General features: G+C 72.0%; 11 protein-coding genes. 5 read left to right on the top strand and 6 right to left on the bottom strand.

What is annotated here, in order from left to right; translation table 11 throughout:
• Positions 1-15 precede the first annotated feature (15 nt).
• Positions 16-3,744 (bottom strand): multifunctional oxoglutarate decarboxylase/oxoglutarate dehydrogenase thiamine pyrophosphate-binding subunit/dihydrolipoyllysine-residue succinyltransferase subunit, encoded by a 3,729-nt coding sequence (locus ACY3FI_RS09500; RefSeq protein WP_462547281.1) that lies wholly within the window; start codon positions 3,742-3,744, stop codon positions 16-18.
• Between the two features lie 211 nt (positions 3,745-3,955).
• Between ACY3FI_RS09500 and guaB1 the strand changes: the two genes are divergently transcribed.
• The gene (gene guaB1 / locus ACY3FI_RS09495; RefSeq protein ID WP_462547280.1) at positions 3,956-5,395 is read left to right on the top strand and encodes a GMP reductase; all 1,440 of its coding nucleotides are present in this window, start codon (positions 3,956-3,958) and stop codon (positions 5,393-5,395) included.
• A gap of 92 nt (positions 5,396-5,487) precedes the next feature.
• Here the strand turns inward: guaB1 and ACY3FI_RS09490 are convergent, their stop codons facing one another.
• The 4 genes from ACY3FI_RS09490 to ACY3FI_RS09475 all read right to left on the bottom strand — a co-directional run bounded on the left by ACY3FI_RS09490 (position 5,488) and on the right by ACY3FI_RS09475 (position 9,831).
• Positions 5,488-6,579: a hemolysin family protein gene (locus tag ACY3FI_RS09490; protein ID WP_462547279.1), complete on the bottom strand. Its 1,092-nt coding sequence runs from the start codon at positions 6,577-6,579 to the stop codon at positions 5,488-5,490.
• The gene (locus ACY3FI_RS09485; protein ID WP_462547278.1) at positions 6,576-7,961 is read right to left on the bottom strand and encodes a hemolysin family protein; all 1,386 of its coding nucleotides are present in this window, start codon (positions 7,959-7,961) and stop codon (positions 6,576-6,578) included. Before ACY3FI_RS09485 ends, ACY3FI_RS09490 begins: the two co-directional genes overlap by 4 nt.
• A gap of 152 nt (positions 7,962-8,113) precedes the next feature.
• Complete coding sequence (locus tag ACY3FI_RS09480) at positions 8,114-9,196, bottom strand: NADH:flavin oxidoreductase/NADH oxidase (protein ID WP_462547277.1); 1,083 nt, start codon at positions 9,194-9,196, stop codon at positions 8,114-8,116.
• Positions 9,193-9,831 (bottom strand): HAD family hydrolase, encoded by a 639-nt coding sequence (locus ACY3FI_RS09475; protein WP_462547276.1) that lies wholly within the window; start codon positions 9,829-9,831, stop codon positions 9,193-9,195. Before ACY3FI_RS09475 ends, ACY3FI_RS09480 begins: the two co-directional genes overlap by 4 nt.
• 24 nt (positions 9,832-9,855) lie before the next feature.
• Here ACY3FI_RS09475 and ACY3FI_RS09470 point away from each other — a divergent pair, with 24 nt between their 5' ends.
• Complete coding sequence (locus ACY3FI_RS09470; protein ID WP_462547275.1) at positions 9,856-10,716, top strand: ADP-dependent NAD(P)H-hydrate dehydratase; 861 nt, start codon at positions 9,856-9,858, stop codon at positions 10,714-10,716.
• A gap of 77 nt (positions 10,717-10,793) precedes the next feature.
• On the opposite strand, the gene ACY3FI_RS09465 is transcribed toward ACY3FI_RS09470, so the two are convergent.
• Positions 10,794-11,504 (bottom strand): YceI family protein, encoded by a 711-nt coding sequence (locus ACY3FI_RS09465; protein ID WP_462547274.1) that lies wholly within the window; start codon positions 11,502-11,504, stop codon positions 10,794-10,796.
• Positions 11,505-11,603: 99 nt separating this feature from the next.
• Here ACY3FI_RS09465 and ACY3FI_RS09460 point away from each other — a divergent pair, with 99 nt between their 5' ends.
• From ACY3FI_RS09460 to ACY3FI_RS09450, 3 genes are all read left to right on the top strand, one after another.
• The gene (locus ACY3FI_RS09460) at positions 11,604-12,902 is read left to right on the top strand and encodes a glycosyltransferase 87 family protein (protein ID WP_462547273.1); all 1,299 of its coding nucleotides are present in this window, start codon (positions 11,604-11,606) and stop codon (positions 12,900-12,902) included.
• Positions 12,899-13,207: a thiamine-binding protein gene (locus ACY3FI_RS09455; RefSeq protein ID WP_462547272.1), complete on the top strand. Its 309-nt coding sequence runs from the start codon at positions 12,899-12,901 to the stop codon at positions 13,205-13,207. The genes ACY3FI_RS09460 and ACY3FI_RS09455 overlap by 4 nt, the downstream gene beginning before the upstream one ends.
• Before the next feature lie 155 nt (positions 13,208-13,362).
• Positions 13,363-13,542 carry a hypothetical protein gene (locus ACY3FI_RS09450; protein WP_462547271.1) on the top strand — a complete coding sequence of 60 codons (180 nt, stop codon included), beginning with the start codon at positions 13,363-13,365 and terminating at the stop codon, positions 13,540-13,542.
• Positions 13,543-13,634: the final 92 nt, after the last annotated feature.

The following is a 13,634-nucleotide window of genomic DNA, read 5'->3' as shown; positions in this document are numbered from 1 at the left end:
GGGGGGAGCTGCGGCTCAGTCGAGCGCGCGGCGGATGACGTCGGCGGCCTCGAGCGCCGAACGCTTCGACGAGCCCGTCGCCGGGGCCGCCGACGCCGGACGCGCGGCGACCGAGAGCGCCCGACCGCCGAGGTGCGGCGAGAGGTTCATGCAGACGAACGGCCAGGCACCCTGGTTCTCCGGCTCCTCCTGCGCCCACACGACCTCGGCGCCCGGGTAGCCGCCGAGGACCTCGAGGAGACGCTCGAGGGGGAGCGGCGCGAGCTGCTCCAGCCGGACGAGGGCGATGTCCGTCGCCCCGCGCTTCTCGACCTCGGCGCGCAGGTCGTGGTGCACCTTGCCCGAGTGCAGCACGACGCGGCGCACGGCGGACCGGTCGGCCACGCGGTCGTCGTCCAGGACCTCCTGGAAGGAACCGCTCGTGAACGCGTCGACCGGGCTCGTCGCCTGGCGCAGTCGCAGCATGGCCTTCGGGGAGAACACGATCAGCGGCTTCTGCGGCTTCGCCCATGCCTGACGGCGGAGCAGGTGGAAGTACGACGCCGGCGTCGACGGACGAGCGACGACCATGTTGTCCTCGGCGCAGAGCTGTAGGTACCGCTCGATCCGCGCCGACGAGTGGTCCGGCCCCTGGCCCTCGTAGCCGTGCGGCAACAGGAGGACGAGGCCGGAGCGCTGTCCCCACTTCTGCTCGGCGGAGGAGATGAACTCGTCGATGACGGTCTGCGCGCCGTTGGCGAAGTCGCCGAACTGCGCCTCCCAGAGCACGAGGGCCTCGGGTCGCTCGACGGAGTAGCCGTACTCGAACGCCATCGCCGCGTACTCGCTCAGCAGCGAGTCGTAGATGGAGAGGCGTGCCTGGTCCTCCGTCAGGTTGGCGAGCGGGAGCCACTCCTGACCGTTCACCCGGTCGTGGAACACCGCCTGCCGCTGGACGAACGTGCCGCGTCGGGCGTCCTGCCCGGCGAGTCGGACCGGCTTGCCCTCGACGAGCACCGACCCGATCGCCATGAGCTCGGCCATCGCCCAGTCGATGCCGCCGTTGCGCGTCATCTCGGTGCGCTTCGACAGCAGCTGCTGGAGCTTCGGGTGGACCTGGAAGCCAGCGGGCGGGTTGCTGTGCGCGTCACCGACCTTCCGCACGAGCTCCTCGGAGACCGCGGTGTCGTGCACCTCGTGCTCGGAGTCGTCGCGCTGCGCGGTCGGGCGCTCGAGGTCCTGCACGGCGCCGTCGTCGTCGACCGGGATCACCGGGATCGTGCCGGTCTGTGCCTCGTGTGTCTCCGCGAAGGCACGCTCGAGGCGGTCCTGGAAGTCGCGGTGCGCCTCGTCGTACTCCTCTTGTGTGATGTCGCCGCGGCCGACGAGGGCCTCGGTGTACAGCGTGCGGACGGAGCGCTTCGCCTCGATGAGGTTGTACATGAGCGGCTGCGTCATCGACGGGTCGTCGCCCTCGTTGTGCCCGCGACGGCGGTAGCAGATGAGGTCGATGACGACGTCGCGGTGGAACTCCTCGCGGTACGCGAAGGCGAGCTCGGCGACGCGGGCCACGGCCTCGGGGTCGTCGCCGTTCACGTGGAAGATCGGCGCCTGGATCGTCTTCGCGACGTCGGTCGAGTACACCGAGGTGCGGGCGGACTCCGGCGGGGTGGTGAACCCGACCTGGTTGTTGATCACGAGGTGCACGGTGCCGCCGGTGCGGTAACCGCGCAGCTGCGACATCTGCAGGGTCTCGACGACGACGCCCTGACCGGCCATCGCCGCGTCACCGTGCACGAGGACCGGCAGGACGCCGAACGTCCCCGGGGCCTCGCGGTCCTGCTTGGCGCGGACGATGCCCTCGAGCACGCCGTCCACGGCCTCGAGGTGCGACGGGTTCGCGGCGATGGTCACCGGGATGGCCGTGCCGTCGCTCGCCCGGAAGACGCCCTCGGTGCCGACGTGGTACTTCACGTCGCCGGAGCCCTGCCCGGAGACCGAGCCCGGCAGTGACGAGCCCTCGAACTCGCGGAAGATCTGGCCGTAGGTCTTGCCCGCGATGTTCGTCAGGACGTTGAGGCGACCACGGTGCGCCATGCCGATCGCGACCTCGTCGAGTCCGGCGGTCGCGGCGTGCTGGATGAGGGTGTCGAGGAACGCGATGGTCGACTCGCCGCCCTCGAGCGAGAAGCGCTTCTGACCGACGTACTTCGTCTGCAGGAAGGTCTCGAAGGCCTCGGCCTCGTTCAGCTTGCCGAGGACGCGGAGCTGCTCGTCCTTCGACGGCTTCGAGTAGGGGACCTCGATGTGGGCCTGCACCCAGCGGCGCTGCTCCGGGTCCTGGATGTGCATGTACTCGATGCCGGTCGTGCGGCAGTAGGCGTCGCGGAGGATGCCGAGCACGTCGCGCAGCGGGGCGTTCGTGGTGCCGGCGAGACCACCTGTGACGAACTCGCGGTCGAGGTCCCAGAAGGTCAGCCCGTGACTCTCGATCTCGAGGTCGGGGTGGGTGCGCTGCCGGTACTCGAGCGGGTCGATGTCCGCCATCAGGTGACCGCGGACGCGGAAGCTGTTGATGAGCTCCTGCACGCGGGCGGTCTTGTTGACGCGGTGCGCCAGGTCGACGTTGATGTCGTTCGCCCACTGGATCGGCTTGTACGGGATCCGGAGCGCCGCGAAGATGCCCTCGTAGAAGCCGTGCCCGCCGATGAGGCGCTCGTGCACCTTCTTGAGGTACTCGCCCGACCCGGCGCCCTGGATGACGCGGTGGTCGTAGGTGCTCGTGAGCGTGATGGTCTTGCCGATGCCGAGCTCGACGAGGGTCTTCTCCGCGGAGCCCTGGAACTGCGCGGGGTACTCGAGCGCGCCGGCGCCGATGATGCAGCCCTGCCCCTTCGTCAGGCGCGGCACCGAGTGCACGGTGCCGATGCCGCCCGGGTTCGTCAGCGAGATCGTCGTGCCCTGGAAGTCCGCCGGCGTGAGCTTGTTGTCGCGGGCGCGCTTGACGAGGTCCTCGTAGGCGGAGAGGAACTGGCCGAACGTCAGGGTCTCGGCGCGCTTGATGCTCGGGACGAGGAGCGAGCGGGTGCCGTCCTTCTTCGGGACGTCGATCGCGATGCCGAGGTTGACGTGGGCGGGCTGGACCACGAACGGCTTGCCGTCGCGCTCCTCGTAGGAGACGTTCTGGCTCGGGAAGTCCTTCAGCGCCTGCACCATCGCCCACCCGATGAGGTGCGTGAAGGAGATCTTGCCGCCGCGGGCCCGGCGGAGGTGGTTGTTCACCACGATCCGGTTGTCGATCATGAGCTTGGCCGGGATCGTCCGGACGCTCGTCGCCGTCGGCACGCTGAGCGAGGCGTCCATGTTCGACGCGAGGGTCTTCGCCATGCCGCGGAGCGGGGTCGCCACGTCCTCGTGGGTCTCCTCGTGCTCACCGGCCTCGTCGTTGGCCTCGGCGGGGATCGGTTGCGGGGTGGGCTGGCGCGAGGTGGTCTTCGCCTGGATCGTGCCGGGCTTCCCGTCGGCCGGAGCGGTCGCCGCGGGCTGCGCGGGAGCCGGAGCGGACGTCGGCGACGAGGCGGCGGGCGCGGCGTCGGCGGCGGCCTTGCCGACCTGCGAGCGGTGGTAGCTCTCGAGCACGGGCCACCAGGACTCGTCGACCGAGGACTTGTCGGCGACGAACTGCTCGTACAGCTCGTCGACGAGCCACTCGTTCGCCCCGAATTCCCCAGCGGTCTCGTCCGTACCCGTCAGATGGCTCGACACAGCCGATCGCCCACTCTCCGTCGATAGATGCTCGTGTGTGTCGTGCGCGGCAGCCCTGCCCCGCACTGCACGCCAGCCTAGCCGCTCGGCGATGACCGTTCGGTGCGAGGCGGAGGCGGGTCGCGCCTCCCGGGATGTCCGCGCGTGTCGACGTCGGACCGGACCCGGCGGGCCCGATCCGGGGCGTCGGCGGAGCCGTACAGTGGGGGTCATGAGGTTCTACGAGACGCGGCCGACCCACGACCTGACCTACTCCGACGTCTTCCTCGTCCCGAGCCGCTCGGACGTGACGAGCCGCTTCGACGTGGACCTCGCCACGAACGACGGCACCGGCGCGACGATCCCGATCGTCAGCGCGAACATGAACTCGGTGACCGGCCCGCGCCTCGCCGCCACGCTCGCCCGTCGGGGCGGCCTCGGCGTGCTGCCGCAGGACATGCACCTGCAGGACCTCGACGCCGCGATCCGGTGGGTCAAGGCTCAGCCGGTCGACTTCGACACCGCGTACGACATGGGCGAGCAGACGACCGTGGCCGAGGCGAGCGAGCAGCTGCTGCCGGTCGCCGGGCGCGGGGTCGTCGTGCGCGACGCGGCGGGGGAGTACCTCGGCTGCGTCCCGGCCTCGCGGCTCGGCACCGCCGGACCCGATGCCACGCTGCGCGACCTGCTGCACGGACCGTCCACCGCGATCGACGCCGAGGACGCCGGCACCCCGCGGCACGTGTACGACGTGCTCAGCGCGGCCGAGGTCGACTTCGCGCCGGTGATGCGACACGGCAAGGTCGTCGGCACGGTGAGCCAGACGAGCGCGATCCGCTCGGACATCTACACGCCGGCCGTCGACGCCTCCGGCCGCCTGCGCGTCGCCGCCGCGGTCGGCATCAACGGCGACGTCGCCGCGAAGGCGCAGGCCCTCGCCGCAGCCGGCGTCGACGTCCTGGTGCTCGACACCGCGCACGGCCACCAGGAGGGCATGCTCCGCGCCCTGCGCACCGTCTCCGCGCTGGACCTCGGGCTGCCGATCGTCGCGGGCAACGTCGTCACCGCCGACGCGGTCGCGCACCTCGTCGGCGCCGGGGCCTCGATCATCAAGGTCGGCGTCGGCCCCGGTGCGATGTGCACCACGCGGATGATGACCGCCGTCGGCCGCCCGCAGTTCTCCGCCGTGCTCGAGACGGCCGCCGCGGCACGCTCGCTCGGCGCCCACGTCTGGGCCGACGGCGGTGTGCGGTACCCGCGTGACGTGGCACTCGCCCTCGCCGCCGGAGCGTCCGCCGTGATGATCGGCTCGTGGTTCGCGGGCACGCTCGAGGCGCCCGGCGTGCTCCGTCGCGACGCCGCGGGCAAGGCGTACAAGGAGAGCTGGGGGATGGCGTCCGCCAAGGCCGTCCGCGAGCGCTTCGAGCGGCTCGACCCGTACGAGCGGGCGCGGAAGGCGCTCTTCGCCGAGGGCATCTCGTCGTCGACGATCTACCTCGACCCGGAGCGGCCGAGCGTCGAGGACCTGCTCGACATGATCACGACCGGCATCCGGAGCTCGGCGACGTACGCGGGGGCGTCCTCGCTGCGCGAGTTCGCCGAGCGCGCCCTCGTCGGCATCCAGTCGGCCGCCGGCTACGAGGAGGGCAAGCCGCTGCCGGTCAGCTGGTAGCGCGCCGCGGGCGGCGCGAGACTCGCGCTGACAGACGGACGGGAGGCGCGGTGCCAGCTGGCACCGCGCCTCCGTCCGTTGCGGGCTCCCGTCTACCGGCGCCGGGTCGCGTCCTCGACGGTGCCGACGAGCTCCTCGAGGATGTCCTCGAGGAAGAGCACGCCCACCGTCCGGCCGTCGGCGTCGAACGCCCGCGCCACGTGCCGACCCGCGGCGCGCATCGTCGCGAGGGCGTCCTCGAGGTCCATCTCCGTGTAGAGCGAGATGAGCTGGCGGATGCGCTTCGGCGGCACGGGCACGTCGAACTCGTCCGGCCGCAGGTCGATGACGTCCTTCACGTGCACGTAGCCCGTCGGGTCACCGTCGGCCACGAGCACGTACCGCGAGAACCCGCGCTGGGCGACGGCACGCTCGACGTCCTCCGGGGTGGCGTCCTCGGGCAGGGTGACCAGGTCGGACATCGGCACGGCGACGTCCTTGACCTTCTTCTCCGTGAACTCGAACGCCATCATGAGCTTGCCGTCGTCGGTGAGCGTGCCCTCGCGCCGGGACTGCTCGACGATGGTCTGCACCTCTTCGACCGTGTAGGCGCTGACCGCCTCGTCCTTCGGCTCGACCTTGAACAGACGCAGCACACCGTTCGCCGCCTCGTTCAGGCCGACGACCACCCAGTGCAGGCCGTGGCCGATGTACCAGAGCGTCGGGACGAGCATCAGGGCGGCGCGGTCCGGCATCGAGAACGAGATGTTCTTCGGGACCATCTCGCCGAAGACCACGTGCAGGAACGAGACGAGCAGCAGCGTGAACACGAACGCCACGATGCCGATCACCTCGACGCTCCACCCGGTCAGACCGAGCGGCACCTCGAGCAGGTGGTGGATCGCCGGCTCGGACACGTTGAGGATGAGCAGCGAGCACACCGTGATGCCGAGCTGGGTCGTCGCGAGCATCCGGGTGGCGTGCTCCATCGCCCACAGGGTCATCTGCGCGGCCTTCGAGCCCGCCTCTGCCCGCGGCTCGATCTGCGAGCGACGAGCGGAGATGACGGCGAACTCGGCTGCGACGAAGAAGGCGTTGCCGAGCAGCAGCACGAACAGCCAGAAGATGCCCCACCAATCGGAGCCCGTCGAGGCGGACTCACCGGCGGCGAGGACGATGCCGTCGTGCACGGACGCGGCGCTCATCGGCTGCCTTCCTTCGTCACGGGGATGATGATGCCGGTGGCCGGGCGCTGCGTGGTCGCGGTGCTGCCGGTCGGCGTCGGGTCGGGGTGGGTCGGCGTCCAGCGGATGCGGTCGATCCGGCGGCCGTCGAGGCGTTCGACGCGGAAGACGCCGTCCTCGAGGGCGACCTCGTCGCCGACGACGGGGAGCCGACCGAGCCGGGCCATCAGGAACCCGCCGACGGTCTCGTACGGGCCGTCCTCGGGCACCGTCACACCGGCGCGGTCCTCGAGCTCGTCGGGACGGAGCAGCCCGGGGAAGGTCAGCCAACCGCGGGAGCGGACCACGTCGATGCGCGCCCGGTCGTGCTCGTCGGACACCTCGCCGACGAGCTCCTCGACGAGGTCCTCGAGCGTGACCGCACCGGCGGTGCCGCCGTACTCGTCGACGACGATGACCATCTGGTAGCCGCGGCTGCGGACCTCGGCGAGCAGGGTGTCGCCGGGCATGGTCTCGGGCACGCGCTCGGCGTCGGTCATCAGCGCGCCGACCGGTACCTCGGCGCGCTTCTCGCGCGGGACGGCGACCGCCTGCTTGACGTGCACGATGCCGACGACGTCGTCCGCGTCCTCCTCGATGACGGGGAAGCGGCTGTACCCGGTCCGTCGGGTGAGGGCGATGACGTCCTCCGCCGACTCGGAGACGCGGATCGTCGACAGGCGCGGGCGCGGCGTCATGACGTCGCTGGCGCTGCGCTCGGAGAACGAGATGGTGCGTTCGAGCAGCGTCGCGGTGTCCTGTTCGAGCGACCCCTCGGACGCGGACCGGCGGAGCAGCGAGGTGAGCTCCTCGGCGCTGCGGGCGCCGGAGAGCTCCTCCTGCGGCTCGATGCCCATCGCGCGCAGCACGGCGTTCGCGGTGCCGTTCAGCACGGCGACGGCCGGCTTGAAGACCGTCGTGAACGCGACCTGCAGCGGCACGACGAGCCGCGCGGTCTGCAGCGGCAGCGCGAGCGCGAAGTTCTTCGGCACGAGCTCGCCGAGGATCATCGACAGCAGGGTCGCGATGACGAGCGCCACGATCGAGCCCACCGTCTCGACGACGGCCTCGGGGAGGTCGAGCGCGAGGAACGGCGCCTCGAGCAGCTTCGCGATCGACGGTTCGAGCAGGTACCCGGTGAGCAGCGTGGTCAGGGTGATGCCGAGCTGCGCGCTCGACAGGTGCGTCGACGTGACCTTGAGCGCGCCGATGACCGGCGCGAGGCCGGACTCGCCGCGGTCACGACGCGCCTCGACCTCGGCGCGGTCGAGGTTGACGAGCGCGAACTCGGACGCGACGAACACGCCCGTGCCGAGCGTCAGCAGGATGCCGCCGACCAGCATGACGACGTCGACGGGACTCATTCCTCACCCCCCGGTGCAGGGGAGGAGGGGCAGCTCACCGTGTGAGCGCCGGATGAGTGGGAGGGCGAAGATGCATTCGGGGGATCGTCCACAGTGCTGATCATGGTAGCGGCTGGAGCCCGACCTGACCGAGAGGACGTACAGGAAGGCCGCTAGGCCGTGACACGGGCGCGGTGGTACTGCTGCGGCTCGTAGTCGACGGAGACGCCGAGTTCGACGGCGGCGCGGAGCGGGAACGCCGGGTCGCGGAGGAACTCGCGCCCCACCATGACGACGTCGGCCTGCCCGGTCGCGACGATCTGCTCGGCCTGGAAGGCCTCGGAGATCATGCCGACGGCGATCGTGCCGATGCCCGCGTCGCGCTTGACCGCCGCGGCGAACGGCACCTGGTAGCCCGGTCCGACCGGGATCGACGCCCTCGCGACGTTGCCGCCGGTCGACACGTCGGCCAGGTCGGCGCCGTGCTCGGCGGCCCAGCGGGCGACCTGCGTGGTCTCGTCGAGCGTGAGACCACCGTCGACCCAGTCCGTCGCGGAGAACCGGACGACGACGGGGAAGCCCTCGCCGACCTCGGCGCGCACGGCGTCGAGGACCTCGAGCAGCGCGCGGGCGCGGTTCTCGAGCGACCCGCCGTAGGAGTCGGTGCGGTGGTTGCTCAGCGGCGAGAGGAACTGGTGGAGCAGGTAGCCGTGCGCGGCGTGGATCTCGACGAGGTCGAACCCGGCCTCGATCGACCGGCGCGCGGCGGCGGCGAACGCCAGGGCGACGACGCGGATGTCCTCGGTGGCGAGGCCGCGAGGGGTGTCGTACCCGTCGAAGGCGACCGCCGACGGGGCGACCGTGGACCAACCGCCCTGCTCGGCGGGGACGGTGCCGTGCGTGTCCTCCCACGGGCGGAAGGTCGACGCCTTGCGCCCGGCGTGTGCGAGCTGGACACCCGCCGCGGCGCCCTGCGCGTGGATGAAGTCGACGATCGGCCGGAAGGCGTCCCGCTGCTCGTCGTTCCACAGGCCGAGGTCCTGCGGGCTGATCCGACCCTCGGGCACGACGCCCGTGGCCTCGACCACGACCGCGCCCGCACCGCCCTTCGCGAACCCGCCGAGGTGCACGAGGTGCCACGGCGTCGGCACGCCGTCCTGCCGCTCGACCGAGTACTGGCACATCGGGGACACCCAGATGCGGTTGCGGACGGTGAGGTCGCGGACGGTGATCGGCTCGAACAGGGCGTGGGTCACGCGGTGGCTCCTTCGGGGACGCGCCCGGCCAGGTCCTGCAGGAAGGTCCGCAGGCCAGCCGGTGCGGTGTAGTGGTGGCCGAGCGCCCCGATCGCTTCCGCGCCGGCGGCGTTCTCGGCCCTGTTGTCGACGAACACCATCTGCTCCGGCTCGATTCCCAGTCGGTCGCACGTGACGCGGTAGACGGATGCGTCGGGCTTGAGGACGTGCTCCTCGGCGCTCACCACGACCGTCTCGAACAGTGAGCCCATCGGGGAGCGGCGGTACGGGTCGCCGAAGTCGAAGCCCGCGTTGGAGAGCAGGGCCAGGCGGGTGCCGGCGTCGTGCAGCTCCTCGACGATCGCGAGGGTCTCCGGCTCGACCTCGAACCACCCGGTGAAGTCGATCGCCCAGAAGCGGTGGATGTCGGTCAGGCTCCAGGACCGTCCGGTCCGGTCGGCGATCGCGCGCCAGTACGCCACGACGGAGAGGTCGCCCCGGTCGAGGTCGTGGCGGAGCTCCTGGTAGACGGGGAAGAGCTCCGGCGCGGGGACGCCCGTCGCCGCGACCAGGGCGTCGCGCGAGGCGTGCGGGGTCCGGCTGATCACCTCGCCGTAGTCGAAGACCACCACACGACCGGGCAGGAACAGGCTCATGCGCTCCACCGTAACGTGGCGCACGTGAACGACTTCGTCCCCTTCGCCCCGTCCGACGCCGCCGCCTGGACCACCGCTCCGCACGGGGAGTCGACCAAGTACCGGCGGGGGGTGCTCGGCGTCGCGACCGGTTCCGACCAGTACCCCGGCGCGGCCGTGATGGGCGTCGACGCCGCGGTCCACACCGGGGTCGGCATGGTCCGCTACGTCGGTCCGGCACGGGCGTCCGACCACGTGCTGCAGCGACGACCCGAGGCGGTCGCCGGCGTCGGCCGCGTCCAGTCCTGGCTCGTCGGTTCGGGCATCTCGGCCGGCTCGCTCGGTGAGCTCGACCCGACCACGGCCGCGGCGTTCGCACACGCCTCGGACGACGGCGTGCCGGTCGTCGTCGACGCCGGGGCGATCCCGCTCGTCGACCTCGGACCGCGCGCCGTGCTCACCCCGCACGCGGGCGAGCTCGCCGCGGTGCTCGACGTCCCTCGTGAGGAGATCGAGCAGGACCCGGCGGCGGCCGCCGTCCGCGCCGCTGCACGGACCGGCAGCGTCGTGCTCCTCAAGGGCTCGGCGACGCACGTCGCGACACCCGACGGGGCGGTGCGCCTCGTCGCCTCGTCGGCGACCCCCTGGCTCGCCGCGGCCGGTGCCGGTGACGTGCTCGGCGGGGTGCTCGGCGCCCTCGTCGCCGCGCGGCAGGGGGCGGCCGAGGCCGCCGCTTCGACGCTGACGCCGTCCGACCTCGCGCACCTCGCGGCGACCGCGGCGGTCGTGCACGGTGTCGCGGCGCGGCGCGCGTCGCGCGGCGGCCCGTTCACCATGACGATGCTGGTCGAGCAGCTCCCCGGCGTCGTCCGCGACCTCGTCGTCGACGGCGACGCACGCGGGTAGACGGCACCGACAACGGTCTGGAGGCGCGGGGCGGGCCGGCACCGCGCCTCCCGACCGGTGGGTGGTCGCGCCCGGCGCTACGAGCGCGGGGCGGCGTGCACGAGGAACTCGACGCTGCCAGCGTCGTCGACCTTCACGAAGCCGAGGTTCGGTGCCTGCACGCCGTAGTCGGAGAAGGTGACCGGGACCGTACCGGAGATGTCGACGCCGTCGCCGTTCAGGCCGACCTGCAGCTCGGCGGTGACCCGCTTCGTGACGCCGTGCAGGGTGAGGTCGCCGGTGGCCCGGACGGTCGTCGTGCCGGAGCCGCTCGGGACGGCGTCGGCGACCGGTTCGGCGAGGGCGAAGGTCGCGGTGGGGAAGGCCGAGGCGTCCATCGCGGAGTCGCGGAAGTAGGAGTCGCGCTGCGCCGAGTCGGTCGCGATGTCGGCGACCTGCACCGTGATCGTGGCCTTCGTGATCGAGGAGCCGTCGACCGTGGCGCTGCCGGTCACGCTGTCGGTGCGACCGGTGACCGTGACGCCCGAGCCGTTGAGGACCTCGTGCACGCGGTAGCCGGCCTCGGAGTCGCCGCCGACCGACCACTCGCCGGAGAGGTCCGCGGCGTCGATCGTCGACGGAGCACGGGTCGCGGCGACGCTCGGTGCTGCGGAGGCCTTTGCGTTCTCGCTCGACGTGTAGACGTTCGTCGCGACCACCGCCCCGACCACGCCGAGGACGACGACGGCGGCGATGACGGAGATCCAGACGACGGCCTTGCGGCGCCCACGGGGCGGTACGGAGGTCATGGGGGAACGGTGACACGTCATGCTCGGGGGACCCTGTGACTCCTCGTGGGAAGCCGGCCTCCGGCGGCTGGGGCGGAACCGCCCCGGTACGCTCGGTCGGTGGTCTCGGAACAGGGGAAGCGGTCGACGCGGTGGCTCGGTCCGGTCGGCTTCGTGGTGGCCTTCGTCGGCGTGCACGCGCTGCTCTGGTGGCTGGCGCGGGTCGTGCCGAACCAGCCGATCGGCGACGTGCTGCTCACCTACCGCCGGTGGATCGAGACCGGGCACACCGACCACTACTGGGTCGGCATCGACTCCGACTGGGTGTACCCGATCCTCGCGATCGTGCCGATGGCCGCTGCCGCAGCGGGTGGCGTCGCCTCGATCGGCACCGGGTGGCTCGCGCTCATGGTCGTGCTCGACGCCGTCGCCTGCGCGTGCCTCTGGCGGCTCCGGGCCTTCGGCGTCCGCGTCGTCTGGTGGTGGCTCGCGTTCCTCGCCGCCCTCGGACCGATCGCCCTCGGCCGGATCGACTCCGTCGCGACCGTGCTCGCCCTCGTCGGCGTGGCCTTCGTCGCGACGCGTCCCGCGGTCGCCTCCGCCCTGTTCACCGCCGGTGCCTGGACCAAGGTCTGGCCGGCCGCGCTCGTCGGGGTGCTGCTGCTCCTCCGCCGCGGTCACCGGGCCGGTGTGCTCACCGGGGCACTCGTCGTCACGGCGCTCATCGTCCTCGTCGACGTGCTCTACGGCGGGGCCGCGCACCTGTTCTCGTTCATCGGGCAGCAGACCGGGCGCTCGCTGCAGATCGAGGCGCCGCTGGCGACCCCGTTCATGTGGATGGCGTCGCTCGGCACCGGCGGGGCAGCGGTCGCGTACGACCACGAGATCCTGACCTTCGAGGTGACCGGGGCGGGGACGCACGCGGCCGCGGCCGTGTCGACACCGCTCATGCTCGTCGCGGTCGCCGGCGGCGCGCTCCTGGCGCTCTGGGCCGTGCGGCGCGGCGCGCACCGGTCCGAGGCGGCGCCGTTGCTCGCGCTGCTGTTCGTCGCCGCGCTCATCGCCGCGAACAAGGTCGGGTCGCCGCAGTACATCGGGTGGTTCGCCGTGCCGGTGGTGTGGGGGCTCGCGGCGGGGCGGTCGAGTGCGCGGCGCTTCGTGCCGATCGCGGTCGTTGCGCTCGTGACGGCGGCGCTGACGCAGGCGATCTACCCGGCGTACTACGACCAGGTGCTCGCGGTGCGGCCGGGGATCCTCGTCGTGCTGACGCTGCGGAACCTGCTCGAGGTGGTGCTGCTGGTGTGGAGCGTGGTCGGGCTCGCGCGGCTCGGAGTGCAGGCTCCGCCGTCGACTCCGGTGAGCGCGCGTGCGGTCCCGTCTGCGCCGGCCGAGGCGGACCGGGGCAGGATGGACGCATGATCGTCGCCTTCTCCGTCGCTCCGTCCGGTGGTCCCTCCGCGGCCTCGGACGGCTCCGTGCACGATGCCGTCGCCGCGGCCGTGCGGATCGTCCGCGAGAGCGGGCTGCCGAACCGGACGTCGTCGATGTTCACCGAGGTCGAGGGGGAGTGGGACGAGGTCATGGACGTCGTCAAGCGCGCCACCGAGGCGGTCGGGGCGTACGGCACGCGGGTGTCGCTCGTGCTCAAGGCCGACATCCGACCGGGGCACACCGGCGAGATCGACGGCAAGCTCGAGCGGCTCGAGGCGGCGCTGGGGGACTGAACGGCGGGCCAGGGGCCGCGCCACCGGCGGGTCCCTCGGTCCTTCCTGTGGCCTCGCCCGACACGCCGCGGACGTTCCTCGGATGTCGGTGGCCGGGTGTCTCATGGTCCGCATCGAGCCACACGCGGTGGTTCCCGGACGACGAGGAGCGCGTCATGATGCACGACGGCTGGTGCCCCGACTGCGACCTGCGGACGGTCGTCATCGACACCGACGAGCAGGGCGACCACGCCTGGGCGACGTGCAGCGAGTGCGGCTCCGGGTGGGTGCACCGCGACGAGCTGCCCGAACTCGCCGAGCCCGCCCCCTCCGGCGCGGAGCGTCGCGCGGCCTGAGTCGGTCGAATCGATTCGCGCCACGACTTCCACGGTGGCGTTGGAGCGGTCTACACTGCTCGGAGCGGGTGCCTCGTGCGCCCGTTCTCCGT

It is taken from the genome of Curtobacterium sp. RM9 (genome assembly GCF_054956955.1).
Note: the sequence above shows the minus strand (reverse complement) of the source record. Positions and strands in the feature narration are given on the sequence as shown.

Coding starts and splice junctions, on each gene's coding strand:
- guaB1 (WP_462547280.1), top strand. CDS start 3,956: ATGAGGTTCTACGAGACGCGGCCGACCCACGACCTGACCTACTCCGAC.
- ACY3FI_RS09490 (WP_462547279.1), bottom strand. CDS start 6,579: ATGAGCGCCGCGTCCGTGCACGACGGCATCGTCCTCGCCGCCGGTGAG.
- ACY3FI_RS09485 (WP_462547278.1), bottom strand. CDS start 7,961: ATGAGTCCCGTCGACGTCGTCATGCTGGTCGGCGGCATCCTGCTGACG.
- ACY3FI_RS09475 (WP_462547276.1), bottom strand. CDS start 9,831: ATGAGCCTGTTCCTGCCCGGTCGTGTGGTGGTCTTCGACTACGGCGAG.
- ACY3FI_RS09465 (WP_462547274.1), bottom strand. CDS start 11,504: ATGACCTCCGTACCGCCCCGTGGGCGCCGCAAGGCCGTCGTCTGGATC.
- ACY3FI_RS09455 (WP_462547272.1), top strand. CDS start 12,899: ATGATCGTCGCCTTCTCCGTCGCTCCGTCCGGTGGTCCCTCCGCGGCC.
- ACY3FI_RS09450 (WP_462547271.1), top strand. CDS start 13,363: ATGATGCACGACGGCTGGTGCCCCGACTGCGACCTGCGGACGGTCGTC.